Source organism: Flavihumibacter rivuli (assembly GCF_018595685.2).
In the GTDB taxonomy this organism is placed as follows: domain Bacteria; phylum Bacteroidota; class Bacteroidia; order Chitinophagales; family Chitinophagaceae; genus Flavihumibacter; species Flavihumibacter rivuli.
Window position 1 is genome coordinate 4,242,686 of sequence record NZ_CP092334.1, and the last position, 15,172, is coordinate 4,257,857.

10 protein-coding genes are annotated in these 15,172 nt (G+C 45.9%); 4 read left to right on the top strand and 6 right to left on the bottom strand.

Annotated features, from left to right (window positions below; translation table 11 throughout):
- Positions 1–76 precede the first annotated feature (76 nt).
- From ftsA to KJS94_RS17980, 3 genes are all read left to right on the top strand, one after another.
- Positions 77–1,450 (top strand): cell division protein FtsA, encoded by a 1,374-nt coding sequence (gene ftsA, locus KJS94_RS17970; protein ID WP_214446672.1) that lies wholly within the window; start codon positions 77–79, stop codon positions 1,448–1,450.
- 121 nt (positions 1,451–1,571) lie between these two features.
- Complete coding sequence (gene ftsZ, locus KJS94_RS17975) at positions 1,572–3,449, top strand: cell division protein FtsZ (protein WP_214446673.1); 1,878 nt, start codon at positions 1,572–1,574, stop codon at positions 3,447–3,449.
- Positions 3,450–3,860: 411 nt separating this feature from the next.
- Positions 3,861–4,790 (top strand): TIGR01777 family oxidoreductase, encoded by a 930-nt coding sequence (locus KJS94_RS17980; protein WP_214446674.1) that lies wholly within the window; start codon positions 3,861–3,863, stop codon positions 4,788–4,790.
- A 3-nt stretch (positions 4,791–4,793) separates the two neighbouring features.
- Here the strand turns inward: KJS94_RS17980 and KJS94_RS17985 are convergent, their stop codons facing one another.
- The 6 genes from KJS94_RS17985 to KJS94_RS18010 all read right to left on the bottom strand — a co-directional run bounded on the left by KJS94_RS17985 (position 4,794) and on the right by KJS94_RS18010 (position 14,252).
- Positions 4,794–5,231 carry a hypothetical protein gene (locus KJS94_RS17985; protein WP_214446675.1) on the bottom strand — a complete coding sequence of 146 codons (438 nt, stop codon included), beginning with the start codon at positions 5,229–5,231 and terminating at the stop codon, positions 4,794–4,796.
- A gap of 92 nt (positions 5,232–5,323) precedes the next feature.
- The gene (locus KJS94_RS17990) at positions 5,324–6,145 is read right to left on the bottom strand and encodes a DUF2705 family protein (protein WP_214446676.1); all 822 of its coding nucleotides are present in this window, start codon (positions 6,143–6,145) and stop codon (positions 5,324–5,326) included.
- 10 nt (positions 6,146–6,155) lie between these two features.
- Positions 6,156–7,049, bottom strand: a complete 894-nt coding sequence (locus tag KJS94_RS17995) for an ABC transporter ATP-binding protein (protein ID WP_214446677.1) — start codon at positions 7,047–7,049, stop codon at positions 6,156–6,158.
- A 185-nt stretch (positions 7,050–7,234) separates the two neighbouring features.
- The gene (locus KJS94_RS18000; RefSeq protein ID WP_214446678.1) at positions 7,235–9,613 is read right to left on the bottom strand and encodes a 3-hydroxyacyl-CoA dehydrogenase/enoyl-CoA hydratase family protein; all 2,379 of its coding nucleotides are present in this window, start codon (positions 9,611–9,613) and stop codon (positions 7,235–7,237) included.
- Positions 9,614–9,828: 215 nt separating this feature from the next.
- Positions 9,829–10,266: a PepSY-like domain-containing protein gene (locus tag KJS94_RS18005; protein WP_214446679.1), complete on the bottom strand. Its 438-nt coding sequence runs from the start codon at positions 10,264–10,266 to the stop codon at positions 9,829–9,831.
- 170 nt (positions 10,267–10,436) lie between these two features.
- Positions 10,437–14,252, bottom strand: coding sequence for an AsmA family protein (locus KJS94_RS18010; RefSeq protein WP_214446680.1), 3,816 nt, complete (start codon positions 14,250–14,252; stop codon positions 10,437–10,439).
- 322 nt (positions 14,253–14,574) lie between these two features.
- On the opposite strand from KJS94_RS18010, the gene KJS94_RS18015 reads away from it, so the two are divergent.
- On the top strand, positions 14,575–15,159 hold the full coding sequence (locus KJS94_RS18015) for an outer membrane beta-barrel protein (protein ID WP_214446681.1): 585 nt from the start codon (positions 14,575–14,577) through the stop codon (positions 15,157–15,159).
- Positions 15,160–15,172: the final 13 nt, after the last annotated feature.

A 15,172-nucleotide genomic window follows, 5' to 3' on the forward strand; every position in this document is an offset into this window, starting at 1 on the left:
TATCCTGAAACCGAATATCCGTGGTGAAAGCCATGGTTTTGATGAAGACGGAAACAACTAAAAACAACATACAACTATGAACAACGAACAACCCATTATTGTAGGCCTGGATATTGGTACGACTAAGATCGCTGCCATCGCCGGCCGAAAAAATGAGTTTGGAAAGCTGGAGATACTTGGGTTTGGTCGGGCCAATAGCAATGGTGTGAAACATGGCCAGGTTTTGAATATCGACGAAACCATCAAGGCTATTGCCGCTGCCCTGGAAAACTGCTATGCTTCTAATCCTAACCTGGAGATCAGTGAAGTGTATGTAGGTATTGCGGGACACCATATCAAGAGTTTGCAGACCAGGGGAGATATCGTACGCCAGAATACAGAGGAGGAGATCTCACAGCGGGAGATCGACCAGTTGATCGCTGATCAGTATAAGACCTATATTCCTGCAGGCGACCAGATCATTGATGTGATCCCACAGGAGTATACTGTAGATAATTTCCAGAATATCCCCAACCCCATCGGTTATGGCGGTGTGAAAGTGGGAGCCAACTTCCATATCATCACCGGTGATAAGAATGCCATCCGCAACATCAACAGGGCGGTGGAAAAATCCGGGTTGCATACCAAGGATATGGTGTTGCAACCGCTGGCATCAGCCGCTGCCGTAATGGGTATGGAGGATATTGAAGCAGGAGTGGCGATCGTGGATATTGGTGGTGGTACCACTGACCTGGCTGTTTTTTATGAAGGCATCCTGAAGCATACAGCCGTTATTCCCTTTGGTGGGGAGAATATCACCAATGATATCAAGACCGGACTGGGAGTGCTGAAGACCCAGGCAGAGCAGATGAAAGTACAGTTTGGGTCAGCATTGGCGAATGAAGCTAAGGCGAATGCATTCATTACGATTCCGGGAATGCGCGGATTGCCGCCCAAGGAGATCAGTGTAAAGAACCTGGCCAACATCATCCAGGCCAGGATGAGTGAGATCCTGGACTTTGTTAGTTATCACCTGAAGCAGGTAGGAATGGATAGCCGGGTACTGAACGGTGGCATCGTACTTACCGGTGGTGGTTCCCAGTTGAAGCACCTGATCCAGTTGACCGAGTATACCACAGGCCTGAATGCAAGGATCGGATATCCCAATGAGCACCTGGCAGCAGGTCATATTGATGAGTTGACCAAGCCCATGTATGCTACCTGTATCGGTTTGATCCTGAAAGGTTATGATGATTATGAGCGCAACAGGAAGCAGTTCGAGAGGGTGTTCAAGCCGGTGGAAGTGCCAAGGGAATTGCAAAAGCAGGCCGAAGTAATGCCTGAGCCGGTTGCCCAGGAACAAGCCCCTGTTGTACGGAAGCGTTCTGAACTTGGAATCAGCAAGTTCTGGGGTAAGTTCAAGGATAACCTGATCGATTTGTTCAAGGAAGAAGAAGACCAGCAGCTTTAATAGGCCTTCTCCCAAAAAATAAGTTCTTAATAACCTCCCGGTGTTTGGGCCAAAACAGACCCGGGTTCATTAACCCATTATTCTAAAATTGGCAGGTTAGCCTGCCGAAAAAATTTGTGTTATGATCCACTTTGATTTACCGAAGGAAAAATCATCCATCATTAAGGTGATTGGTGTGGGCGGCGGTGGCAGCAATGCTGTAAACCACATGTACAGTCAAAGTATTGACGGGGTGAATTTTATTATTTGTAATACCGACGCACAGGCTATTGCATTGAGCCATGTGCCTAATAAGATACAGCTTGGCCCCCATCTTACCCAGGGGCTGGGGGCTGGTGCCAATCCGGAGATTGGCAAACAGGCTACTGAAGAAAGCCTGGAAGAGATCAAGCGCATACTGGAAGTGAATACCAAGATGGCATTTATTACGGCGGGTATGGGTGGCGGAACCGGTACAGGTGGCGCCCCTATCATTGCAAGGATATGTAAGGATCTTGGTATCCTGACAGTTGGTATCGTTACTACACCTTTCTCCTATGAAGGAAGGAAGCGCCAGTTGCAGGCTGAAGAAGGGATATCAACCCTGAAGCAGCATGTGGATACCCTTTTGGTGATCAGCAATGATAAACTCCGTCACCAGTATGGTAACCTTAAAATGAAGGAGGCATTTGCGAAAGCTGATAACGTATTGGCTACTGCAGCCAAATGTATTACCGATGTGATCAGCAGCACCGGCCAGATCAACGTTGACTTTGCCGACGTATGTACCGTAATGCGCAATGGTGGTGTTGCCATCCTTGGTAATGCCGCTGCTGCAGGTGAACATCGCGCACAGAAAGCCATTGAAGAAGCGCTGAATTCACCGTTACTGAATGATAACGATATCCGTGGGGCAAGGTGGATCCTGATCAATATCAACTCTGCTGAAGGGGAGCATGAATTTACCATGGACGAGGTAGATATCATCCAGAATTACCTGTTAAGCCAGGCTGGCGAAGACACCGATGTTATACTTGGTTTGGGCTACGATAATAGCCTTGGCAACCAGATCGGTATCACTTTGATCGCTACAGGTTTTGAGTATAAGGATCCGTTTGCAAAAAAGGCAGAAGTGAAGCCTGAGGTGAAGAAGGAAGAGAAGATTGTGATGACCCTTGGTGCCAGGAATGAAGAGGCGAAAGTCTATGACCAAACGGTTTTACCCTTTCTCGTGGAAGAAAAGAAGCCGGCTGCACCGGTGGCTCCAGTGGTGGATAACCCGCTTCCTGAAGCGCTTCAGCCAAAATTGGTAGAGCCTGAATCTACCCTTAATGTACAGCCGATAGTGATGTTTACGGATGATGAACCATCAACTACTAATGTTGATAACTTATATATCCAACATGAAGTAAAGCCGGTAGCTTCGCAACCGGTGATCAACCAGGTTGAGCCCGAAAGGATCGAACTGAAACTAACTGAAAATAATTCTCCGGTGTCTGCAGCATCAGGAGGATACTTGGCCAAGCCTTCCAATATTTATGCAGAACCTCAGAGTCGGTCAGAGGTAAAAACTTACACCGAACAAACGTCTCCTGTGAACGAACCCATCAGTCAGCAATTGCCGGCAATGCCACAGAAAGAGGAAGAACCTTCTTTCGATATGCAATTGGTGATCAAAGATGAAACTCCAGCGGCGGATCAGCCTGGGGCACCACAAACTCAACCTTCTTTTACCTCTCCTGCTGAGGAGCCGGCGATGCTGGACGAAGCGGAGGAACAAAAACGAAAGGCTGCTGAGCGGATACAGAAATTACGTAATCTGTCATTCAACATCAATGCAGCCGATCCAAACAACGAGTTTGAAACTGTGCCGGCATATATCCGCCGCAATCTTGAACTTTATAACACTGTATCACCTGCTGAGAACTTCTACAGCAACTATGAGGTGAGGACAGATGATAACAATAATACCCAGATCAGTACCATCAATACTTTCCTTGATGGTAAGAAGCCTGACTAAAGCCTTTATGCCCGTCTTTTGAAAACGAGTTTGTTTTTAGTTGTTTATCCTCCTCAGGATAGTCGGCCCCCTGCTTTCGCAGGGGGCTTTTGATTAGGGGTATCCATAAGAATTGATCTTAGGCAATTTATCCTAAGGCTACTATCAGGTAAGGTCAGTTATAGCTGTACTTGCCTCTTTCTGAATGGCACCCCGCAATGATCTTTTAAAGATGATGGCTTGTTCCAGGGTGAGATAGGTCAAAATTGGATTCGCTTTTCCTGTTGATTGTATGAGGGAAGTCATTTATCAATCTGGCCAGCATGTCCGGTGAACAATTTTTCCTGTGGGAAGTTGTAGTGATGATTGTTGGGGTTCCGGGGTAAAAACTTCTATATTGCCAGCTGAAAAATTCCCAACCATACTAGAACTATGGCTACAGTAAGTATTACAGGAGGAACAGGCTTGATTGGTAAAGCCCTGGTGAATTTACTGGTAAAACAAGGGTATAAGGTAATTGTCCTTACCAGGAACAAACAGGGCCAGCAGGATACCGACCAGGTTCGTTATATGCACTGGGATCCAGCGGTTGGTACAATTGCGCCGGAAGCTATCTCCGGGGCGGATCATATCATCAATCTTGCTGGGGCAGGTGTGGCAGATAAACGCTGGACAAAGGCACGCAAGCAGGAGATACTGCTCAGTAGGGTGAATGCTGGCAATACCATTGTTAAGGCCTTAAAAGAAATACCCAACCAGGTAAAGACTGTTGTGAATGCCTCAGCCATTGGATGGTATGGACCAGATCCCACAGTTCCTAACCCTCATCCCTTTGTTGAGTCTGCACCTGCCAATACCGATTACCTTGGTGATACCTGCAGGCAATGGGAGCAATCCATTGAGCCGGTCAGGGAACTGGGAAAGCGTTTGGTGATCCTTCGCACAGGGATTGTCTTGTCACCTGAAGGAGGTGCTTTTGCGGAATTTGTCAAACCAATCAGGTTCGGAATGGCTGCTATCCTGAGTTCCGGTAAACAAGTGATCAGTTGGATCCATATGGAAGATATGGTGAGGATGTATATGGAAGCCCTGCAGCAGGAAAACTGGAATGGTATTTACAATGCGGTTGCTCCATATCCTGTAGATAACAAGACCTTGACATTGGCCATTGCAGAACATCTTAAGGGTAGGACCTTCATTCCCATGCATGTGCCGGCTTTTGTATTGAAAGCTGTCCTGGGTGAAATGAGTATTGAAGTCCTCAAGAGTACCACCGTTAGTGCCGACAAGATCAGGAAAGCCGGTTTTGATTTTGTTTATCCTACGGTCAATGCAGCTATTCCAGCGCTTCTCCCCAAATAAATATTATTGCTGTCCTGAGGCAGCGGGTGTGAATTTAGGGGGCTTCATTAGAGGTATTTTAAGGCCCTCGCCCAAGACTGGCATGCTTTCTTTCAACTCTTTTGATTGATACAACAGCGCGTCCAGAAAGTGCCAATTGTTGCCTTTATCATCAGAAATGGCGATTAGTGAGGTTTCCAGTTCAATTGTGCCCATTGGACTGGAAAGGGTGATGGTTTGGGGAAGGATGCATTGAAGCTGTTGATTATACAGGTGGATTTTTTCCGGGTTGCCGATCAGTATCTTTTTTATTTCAGCACCTAACTGCCGCGCCAACTGGTTAGTACTATCCATTCTTTGCATCAGTGTTTGTTCTCCGCCGGCAGCCTTGATCAGTTTGGGGTGCATGTATCTGGCAAAATTCTTATAGTCCTTGTTGAGTAATGCTTTTGCCATTTCCATCGCCTGGGCTTTGGCCCTTGATTCAGGCGGTGGTTGGGAGAATACCTGCAGGCTGATTGCCAACAGCAATACCAGAATTTGTAATTGTGTTCTCACAGGTCCCTTTTTTGGTAAACAAAATAGCATACCGCCCAGGTGATAAGGATAACAAGGAAGGTCAGCCCGACATGGGTTGGGATAGCATCCAACATGGCCTGGTAGCCTTTTTCATCAAGCCTGCCCAGGAAAGCGGGCTGGGGGAGTAGCCTGTCAGAAACTTCCATGGGCAGGTATCTTCCTATATCATTTTTAAAGATCAGGTGTTTGAACATCCCCACTAATACATTTTCAACAATGAGCCCATAGAACAGGAATACCCCTAGTGCGATAAATGATTTTTTTACGAGTAATCCAACCATGAACGCAATGGACAATTGGGAGAAGGTTTGTAAGGCAAACAACCCGGTATAATGTATGAGTTTAAATGGATCGGCTTTAGGATCGGATGTTTGGGTGATGCCAATAATCATGGTTGTAGCAGCATAACAAGCGGTAACCAATAAGGATACTATTAAAACATCTATCCATTTGGCCATCAGGAAATCCTTTTTGTCCCAGCCATCAATGATGTTTTGCCGGTGTGTCCGGTAACTGTATTCATTGGTGATCAGCATGATCACGATAACAGCAGGGATGAATACGAACCAGGAGGAGAAAAAGGCAGTAGTACGCCATACTTCAGGAAAGTTGAATGGCTCACCCAGCAGCATTTTCGCCATCTGGGCCGTGTTGTTCTTATCAGTGGTGATCTTTTTGTACACATTGAAAAAAGCATAGTTCACTCCGGGGTAGGAGAGGGCGATCATGCCAATCATGATCCAGAAGGCCGGATAGTTGCGGATCTTTAACCATTCGGTTTTTATCAGTTGACGCATATGGGACTCGTTAGTTGTTGGTGAGTTCAAAGAATCTTGCCTCTAGTTTTTTCTTCCTCGTGTGAAGTTGTTTGAGGACAATTCCTCTTTCGAAACAGAATTTGTTCAGGTTCTCGGCGGGGTCCTCGCCCTTATTGAAGTGTAAGGTGATCTGATGCTCTTGCCATTGTTGGTTTTTTACATCCGGGAAGGCACTGAGGATTTCGTTTAAGGCGGTCATGTTTTCTGCGCTTACTTCCACAATGGTTTCATCAGCCAGCACTTCATCAACAGTTCCTGTTGTGATCAATTCCCCGGCTTTCAGGATGGCCACATGGGAGCAAACTTTCTCTACCTCATCCAATAAATGGCTGGCCATGATAATGGTGTGTCCATGCTCGTGTAATTCCCTGATCAAATCCCGGATTTCTGCAATGCCCACCGGATCCAGACCATTGGTGGGTTCGTCGAATACCAGGACTTCCGGGTTGCCGAGTAGGGTCCCGGCGATAGCCAGCCTTTGTTTCATGCCCAGGCTATAGGTGCTGAACCGGCTGTTTCTCCTTTCAAAGAGGTTGACTTTCTTAAGGACTCCCATGATCTGTTCCTCATTTCCCCTGCCACTAATACTTTGGGTGATTTTGAGATTATTGACAGCTGATAAGTAATGATAGAAATTGGGTGTTTCCAGCAAGGATCCAATACCACGCCTCTGCAATTTAGATCCCGGCTGACCGAACCAGGAATAGGCTCCTCCGTCCGCATTCAGAACATCAAGAATGATACTCAACAGGGTGGTTTTTCCACTTCCATTGGGTCCAAGAATGCCAAAAACACTTCCCCGTGGAACTTCGAAGGAAACCCCTTTCAGGGCTTGCACTTTTCCATAGGATTTAAATATTTGATTGAGCGTTAATACTGACACAGTTTTTTCTTTTAATATACCACGAGTAGCCCAACTTATCCCAATTATTCCATCAGCGGTCGGAGATGGGTCGGGCGATAGTCCGACCCGTCTCCGACCCGTCTCCGACTGTTTGTGTTTAAACATTGAATATTTAAGAAAAAAGCGCCGGCATAACCGGCGCTCATTATTGGCTTGTGTGTTGTTTAGTTCCTTACAGGTTTCCCGCCTTTGAGGACACTCTGGATGCGTTCGAGCGTCTTCTTCTCGCCGCAAAGGGAAAGGAAGGCTTCCCTTTCGAGGTCAAGGAGGTATTGCTCGCTAACCAGGGTGGGTTCACTCAAGTCGCCTCCACACATTACATAAGCTAGCTTCCTGGCCACTACTGCATCGTGGTCGGTGGCATAGTTGGCCCTCCACATACCATTGATGCCCGCATAGAGTGCACCCAGGGCAGATCGACCAAGAACCTTGATGTCATTGCGTTGAACTGGGGTGATATAGCCACTGTCGTACAATTCTATCACACTTTTTTTCGCTTCTGCAATCCTGCGGCCCTGGTTGATCACCACTTCATCCAGCCCTTTCCTTAAGATCCCCAGTTCAAATGCTTCATGGGCGGATGTTGCCACTTTTGCGGTAGCAATTGTGAGGAAGCGATTCTTTAGCGTAATATTCTCTGGTTCATCTTCATGCATTTCGTCTGCTGCACGTAATACGAATTCCTTGGTTCCGCCACCCCCAGGAATTAAGCCGACACCGAGTTCTACCAGGCCGATATAGGTTTCCGCAGCTGCGCAGGCTTTGTCTGAATGAAGGGTCAATTCACAAGCCCCGCCCAGCGCTAGTGCGTGAGGCGCTACAACTACAGGAATGGAAGAATATCTTGCTCGCATCATGGTGTTCTGGAACATGCGAATGGCCATATCCAGTTCATCGTATTCCTGTTCAATGGCCAGCATGAAGATCATACCCACGTTGGCACCGGCACTGAAATTAGCCGTGTCGTTAGCGATCACCAATCCCTTATATTTTTCTTCCGCCAGTGCAATAGATTTCTGGATCCCTTCCAGTACTTCGCCCCCGATACTTCCCATTTTGGTATTCCACTCCAGGCCTAATACATCATCACCAAGGTGGTAGGTTCGGCAGGCGCTGTTCTTCCAGACTGTTTGACCTTCGAAATGCTTCATTACAATGAAGGCATCCCCACCCGGTAAGGCCTTATAGGATTTTGATTCCAGGTCATAGTACAATCTCCTGCCATTTTCTACTTTAAAGAAGGTCTTGCAACCGGCGGCTATCATTTCTTCTACCCATGGGGCAACACTGTAGCCGGCTTCTTTCATTTTCCCGATGGTCTTCTCCACCCCCATTACATCCCAGCTTTCGAAAGCTCCGATCTCCCAACCAAAGCCAGCCATCATGGCATCATCTACACGATAGATGTCATCAGATATTTCAGGAATGCGATGTGAAATGTAGGAGAATAAACCATAATGGAAATGACGGAAAAATTCTCCCGCCTTATCTGTTCCTTGTACCAGCATTTGCAATCGCGTCTTCAGGTCATCGATAGGCTTTGCCGCTTCGATGGTAGCGAACTTCGGTCTGCTCCTGGCTCCATATTCCATCGTTTGCAGGTTAAGGGTAAGAATCTCTTTCTCCCCTCCCGCACCTTTGGTTTTCTTGAAGAATCCCTGACCAGTTTTGTCACCCAGCCAATTATTGCTGATTATTTTATCCAACCATGCGGGAATGGCAAAGGCTGCCCTTTGTTCATCATTTGGACAATTATCAGCCACGCCTTTCGCGACCTTAACCAGGGTGTCAATACCCACCACATCTGCTGTCCTGAATGTTGCTGATTTAGGCCTTCCAATAATGGGGCCTGTAAGTGCATCCACTTCGTCAATGGTCAGACCCATTTTCTCTACGAGGCCAAAAATGGCCATGATTCCGTATACGCCAATCCTGTTAGCAATAAAAGCCGGGGTGTCTTTACATAGAACGGTAGTCTTGCCCAGTTGCAGGCTGCCGAATTCCATCAGGAAATCGATCACTTCAGGGCTTGTATGCGGTGTGGGAATGATCTCCAGGAGGCGCAGGTAACGAGGTGGGTTGAAGAAGTGGGTTCCGCAAAAATGCTTCCTGAAATCTTCACTCCTGCCTTCTGCCATCATATGGATGGGAATGCCTGAAGTATTTGAGGTGATCAGGGTACCCGGCTTGCGGTATTGCTCAACCTGCTCAAAGATCTGTTGCTTGATATCCAGCCGCTCTACCACTACTTCAATGATCCAGTCATACCCGGCTATCTCCTTCATGTTATCCGAAAAGTTTCCGGTCGTAATTCGCTTTACCACATCCTTCGTGTAGACAGGGGAGGGATTGCTTTTGATGGCCGCCTGCAGGGCGTCATTTACCAGTTTGTTCCTGGCTGCCTTACTGCTGCTTTCCACAGCATCCTTGGGCACCATGTCAAGCAACAATACCTGTAAGCCTACTCCGGCAAAGTGGCAGGCAATGCGGGAACCCATAACCCCACTACCCAGTACGGCAACTTTTTTGATCGTTCTTTTCATATGTCAAGACAGTTTCGTAAAATTAGTTAGCTAAACAACTATTTAATTCGAAGATAGGATATAACAGGAAAAAAGTGAAAAAATTAATGGGGAGTTCAAATTTTAAGGAAACATACCTGGATGCCGGATACGCTCTTCTATTAAGGGTAAAAGGTAAACGTCCATTGGAGCAGACTCCAATGGCAATAGTGGATGGTTCGCAATTGAAATTGTTGTTAGATAGAACTAGTTTCCTTTATGGTCTTGCCATCCTCGTCTATGAAAATGTATTTTTTCTCAATCCCTTTCTTTACCTCAAAACGATACATTTTCTGGCCATTATTGTTTTCAATGAATACTTTCGACTTGCTTTCCCAGTCTCGGTACTTACTTTTTGAAAAACTATCCGCCGTTTTTTGGGGTATCATTTCATCGGTGATCTTTTTCTCTGTATAAGACCAGTAGCCATCTAAATTGTAAAATGCAGTACAAGCAATGCTGCCTTCCATGAAATTGCATTGGTAATTGGTTACCTTATTCGACCAGTCTATACTCTTGGCGGATTTATACCTGTTTGCAAAATCCTTCCTGGCATTGTCTGGTACTTTCACAACCTGGGAGTATCCCCAAACAACGAGCATCAGCAGGCATCCGATAAAGAAGAACCTTTTCATGTGCTTTATTTTTTGGTAATGAATGATGATGCTAACCTTGCCTCCACCAGGTTCCCAAAGAGCGGATCTGCCCAATGAGTTGTTCGCCGATTCCGGGCTTGAAACTCTTGCCTAAAGTTAAGTTAGTTAACGGAATCACCCTAATTGATCGGCTGAATGAGCAAGGGGTTTTATTCGATAGGAGGGAGGTTATAGTCAGATAATGCCTTCCTGTACTGCTTTAGGTATTTCTTGCTGCTCTTTGCCCCGGCACTGCTTGCCGCCCCGCTTATGGCCATTTTAACGATATAGTTGACGATGCCTTTTTCCCTGTTCCGCTGGTAATAAATGATGCCTTTCCGACGATGGTTATTGGTCCTTACCACCAAAGAGTTGGCGGCAAATGTGGCCAGGTCAGTTAGTAATGTCCTTTGGCTGATATCCCCTCCTTTATGGAGCTTTATCTTTAAGCGGTGATAGTAAAAAGTCATTTCCCCTAATGATAAATACTCCCTTCCAACCGCTCGCATATAGAGACTGTCGATCCATCCTGACTTGATCTCAATTGATGTAGTGGGAAGGATCATATTGTTCAATACCGTAACAGAGCCAGGTGCCATCCTGGTTGTGATCAAGAATCCTGCCAGTGAATCCAGGTAGCTTTCTTTGATGGCTACATTGATTCGAATGCTGTCCATCAGTTTGCCATCTGCATTTACACTAAGGGAGTCAGTTCCAGTATGCCCAAAGGATTTGACCTTGCCAACAGTAGCGTTTAGCCTGGTAAAATAAACGGAACCTGTCTTGCCGGTTTTACTGCTTTTCTCTTCATAGGTTACCTTCCCATCGTGCAATCGAATGGAATCAATGGCCATTCGTATAGGTATGTTCCTTATCGTCCTCGTCAGCAAAGGTTTGGTCTTTCCGTGTTCTGCCGGCAGGTTTTTATCCCGGTAAATAGATACCTGGGGCTGCAAAATGTGAATGTTTTGGATGGCAACTAAGCTATCCCTGAATATTTGTTGAATATGGTTGGTGGACAGGGTGACCTGATTGGCCTGAATGGAAATATGGTCTTTTTGGAAAGCGCTTGCTGCCATAAAGCTATCCCGTTCCAATACTGGCCGGATACTAATGTTTTCCATACTGGCCATATTCTGACGCATATTGAGATGAAGGGTGCCAAGGTCTATCCTGGTCCCGTTTAGCGTTAGGACCGGCGCCCTTGCCGTCAGTTCGAGTCCCGGATTTGACTGTATCAATGCAGCAGGATTCCTGATCTTGTCACTCGAAAGCAAGAAATCCTTAAGGACTACATCAGGGATATCAAAATGGTGGGGCTTGCTCTTGTTTTGAAGGGCCAGTTGCAACCCCTTTATTTTGGATGCGGATAATTTGAACTCCCAACTTTTTCCCGGCCTGTCTACTGAACCTCGATCAAGGGCTAGTCCTTCCAATTGCATCATGCCTGGCTGCCTGATATCAATGCCTGTTCCCCCTTGCTGGGAAAAAATTAAATTATGGAAGTTGGTTAGTGTTTCTCCTGCTGTGATTTTTCCATTAGTGTGCCTGATGTCATTAGCCGCTATTTCCAGGCCATTGGATTGGATGACAGAATTGCCCTTGTTGTTTTGGGTTTGGTGATCGATCGTTGCGTTGACAATTTCCAGTCTGGTGATGCTGAAATCAGGAAGTTGTTTTTTGGGTGAAGCATTTGGAGGATGAATGCTTGCTGATGTGCTTCCTTTCCACACCGGGTTGATGATCGTCAGGTGGCTCAGCTTATAGTCCTTGTTGAGGAACCCAGTGGGTTGTAGTGCAGCCATCACCTTTTCTGCTGATGCGCTATTATTCCCCTGGATGAATCCCGCGTTACTGATGTCCATCCTGCCATCCTTGTCTAACCTGAATTGAGCTACCTGAATAGTTGTATTATTGGCAAGTGTTGCTTTGGTGTTTTCACCGCTTAGTTCTAGCCATTGGAACTTGGGCTTTTTGTTCTTCCATTCAAACCCGCCAACGGACAGGTTATTGAGCTTGGTGGTGAGGTGGTTTTGGTGCAGGCTCAGCTCAATGGTTGTCCGCCTGCCCCTGATCTCGTTTAGGGAAATATTTTGTGCCTGCTTTGTCGATGGCCGAACAGTATGGTTTGGCTGTTGGATGGATATATGGGCGCTATCCCAATATAAGTGGTCTGTATTGATGGTTTGCTGAGCCGGTTTAATATTGATGATTCCCCCCCTGACTTTCATTAGCCTGGCTTCTATAGCGCCATTCGCAGACCTGAATAGGATATTATTGATCGTAGTTGATTTCCCCTTATAATCAAATCGGAGGCCCTCCATCCTGATCGTTGATTTTTTACTGGTGAGATCGCCTTTGCTAAATTGAAAAGTATTGACCGATCTTTCCAGGCTGCTGATATCGCCTGCTGAGAAAACTTTTTCGGGGGAAATCGATATGTCAAGGTTTTGCAGGTTCATTGCTGATCCTTTTCGGGGATCCTTGTATAGGACAGTTGCGTCATGCATGTAAAGGGCACGCACATCGGTCCGGAATCCAATATTGGAAAGGATCCTGAATAGGTCGGTCCCTGCCCTGGGATTCGTTGCATGTTCTCTCTGCACAAGCTGTATCCTGGGCCTTTGCAAAGTGATCGAACCAGCCACGACTCTTCTATGTGCCAGTAATTCTATCCAGTCAATGTCTGCAATATCAAGCTGGTCTACGTATAATGTTCTTTCCAAACCTTTAAGCTGGGGTTTGAGTGGGAGCCCAACATAATTGATCAGGTGGATTTTATTCTTGGAGATGAGCAGGCTGTCAAAGTGCATGCTCCTGCTGCTGTCATTCAAATAAAGGGTGTAGTCGCTCAGGTTTATGGCAAGGCTGTCAATCCTCACGAGTTGATGGGTTGAGTCGCTCCTATGGATTTCTTTCGCTAAAATATCCAATTGGTCCAGTTTATGCCTGTTGGTCCGAAGGCCTGCTTTATGTTCAAGACTGGTCGCCGCGTCTTTTAGGATAATGTGATGGATCAGGTAATTATTAGCCAGCCTGGAAAGAAAATTCCGGTGTTTCCTGGTATCAATGGTATCACTTACATGCGACCTGGAAACAAGGAATAGCTTGATGTCCGGACGGTAACATTCTATGGTGTCTGCTTCAAAGAAGCTTTCATGGTAAAGCCTGTCAAGACGAAGCCTTCTGATCCTGACAGTGTCCAGGAAGAGCTTCATCTGGTTGCCCGCCTGGTCTTTCCCGTAATGGAGAATGGTGCAACTGTCCATTTCTATGAGGTGCCTGCCTGAATGCAATAGGATTGTTTTGAAAGCTATTGAATTCCGGTTGTTCAAAAGATCTATTTTTTGACGGGGTGCTTCAAATATGACAACCTCGTCACCATATTTTCCCTCACGTTCGAATCTTTTCAGGGATTCGCTGGAAAAGCTACTGATCAGCAGGTTGAATTTTTTGAGGTGAAATGGGGTGCCCCCACGTTCAAATTTTTTAATGATTTGCAGGTTGCCCTCATGAATAATGAACCGGTCGAAGTAAAGTAGTTTAAGAATGGAGCGCAGGCTGCTGTAGGTATTACCTATGACCTGAGAGGTGCTGACCGGTTTTTGTTCCTTTTCTTTCAGTAAATCGACTTTAATGGAAGGTTGGTCGCAGTAAATGGAATCTATGAGTAATTCTTTCCTTAAAAGAGGCAGTATTGCTTTCAATTGTATGGTCACCCTGGGGATGTCCATACTGTAAGCGTTAGGCTGATCCTGGGTGGCGGTGGCATTTACTTTAAGTCCATAAATGGTTATTCGCTCCTTTAGTAGGTTGAGCTTAAGGTCTTTAATGGTTGTATTGGCCTTTTCATGGTCAGTGGCATTGGTGTTGATGTACCTGATCACTGCCTTTTCAAGCTGGCGGTTGATAACAGGCCGGAGAATGGTAAGGATAGCAGCCAAACTCAACAGGATAACCAGGAATATTTTAATTCTCCTTCCCAAGTTCCGCTATTCTTTTGTCATTTAGGGTGTATTGATTGGTGGACGGTTGTCAGCAGGCATGTTGAATGGCGCTTTACAAGTAGGCCTGGTTTCACCGCAAAGTCTATACATGAATATAAAATTATTTTGTTAATAATTGAAAATGTTTAAGTTTTGTATAGTGTAATGTTGTTTTGTGTGGTTTTTAATTCCTGATCAATCACTTCCTTTTCGATCGGTTATAGACCCCGCCCTCTGAATGGATAATGGTTAAGTGGCTGCATAGTAGAATAAGGTTTTAATGGAACTTTTTTCATATTCATTACCCACTAAACTTTTATTTATGAGATCACTCCTGCTTTCATTGGTAACACTGCTTACCGTATCATTCGTTTCAGCCCAAACCGTATTAAAGCCGACAGCTGGTTTGAATTTTACTGATTGGTCCAAGGATGAGGGCGGTACCGTCAAGTCCAAGACCGGATGGCAGATCGGATTAAGCGCTGAGATTGGAAAGAAAATTTATTTTGAGCCTGGTTTGTATTACGTTGGTAAGAAAACGGAAGTTTCTGTCATAGACCAGGAAACAGAACTGAATTTTGATGCTGATGTTAACGGTATCCGTGTGCCCCTTGCCGTGGGTATCCGTTTATTAGGTGATCAGAAGACCGCTGTCCAGTTAAGGGGTTTTGGCGGGGTTTCCGGGTTTTTCATCACTAGTGTTGGTGATGAGCTGGATGAAGATGCTATAGAGAAAACAAACTGGGGCCTGTTTGCAGGAGCTGGTGTTGATATCTGGAAAATTTTCATTGACCTTTCTTATGAGTGGTCGTTAACGAATGTCCAAAAGGATGTCGAAGCCATTGATGTTGGAAAGGCCAGGTCCCTTTATATCCAGGCTGGTTTACGCCTGAATATTGGGAAATGAGTAATTACTTAAA

Excerpts from the sequence above, each read along its gene's own strand:
- KJS94_RS18015 (WP_214446681.1), top strand. The coding sequence starts at position 14,575 with ATGAGATCACTCCTGCTTTCATTGGTAACACTGCTTACCGTATCATTC.
- KJS94_RS17980 (WP_214446674.1), top strand. The coding sequence starts at position 3,861 with ATGGCTACAGTAAGTATTACAGGAGGAACAGGCTTGATTGGTAAAGCC.
- KJS94_RS18000 (WP_214446678.1), bottom strand. The coding sequence starts at position 9,613 with ATGAAAAGAACGATCAAAAAAGTTGCCGTACTGGGTAGTGGGGTTATG.
- ftsZ (WP_214446673.1), top strand. The coding sequence starts at position 1,572 with ATGATCCACTTTGATTTACCGAAGGAAAAATCATCCATCATTAAGGTG.
- KJS94_RS18005 (WP_214446679.1), bottom strand. The coding sequence starts at position 10,266 with ATGAAAAGGTTCTTCTTTATCGGATGCCTGCTGATGCTCGTTGTTTGG.
- ftsA (WP_214446672.1), top strand. The coding sequence starts at position 77 with ATGAACAACGAACAACCCATTATTGTAGGCCTGGATATTGGTACGACT.
- KJS94_RS17985 (WP_214446675.1), bottom strand. The coding sequence starts at position 5,231 with ATGGAAATGGCAAAAGCATTACTCAACAAGGACTATAAGAATTTTGCC.
- KJS94_RS17990 (WP_214446676.1), bottom strand. The coding sequence starts at position 6,145 with ATGCGTCAACTGATAAAAACCGAATGGTTAAAGATCCGCAACTATCCG.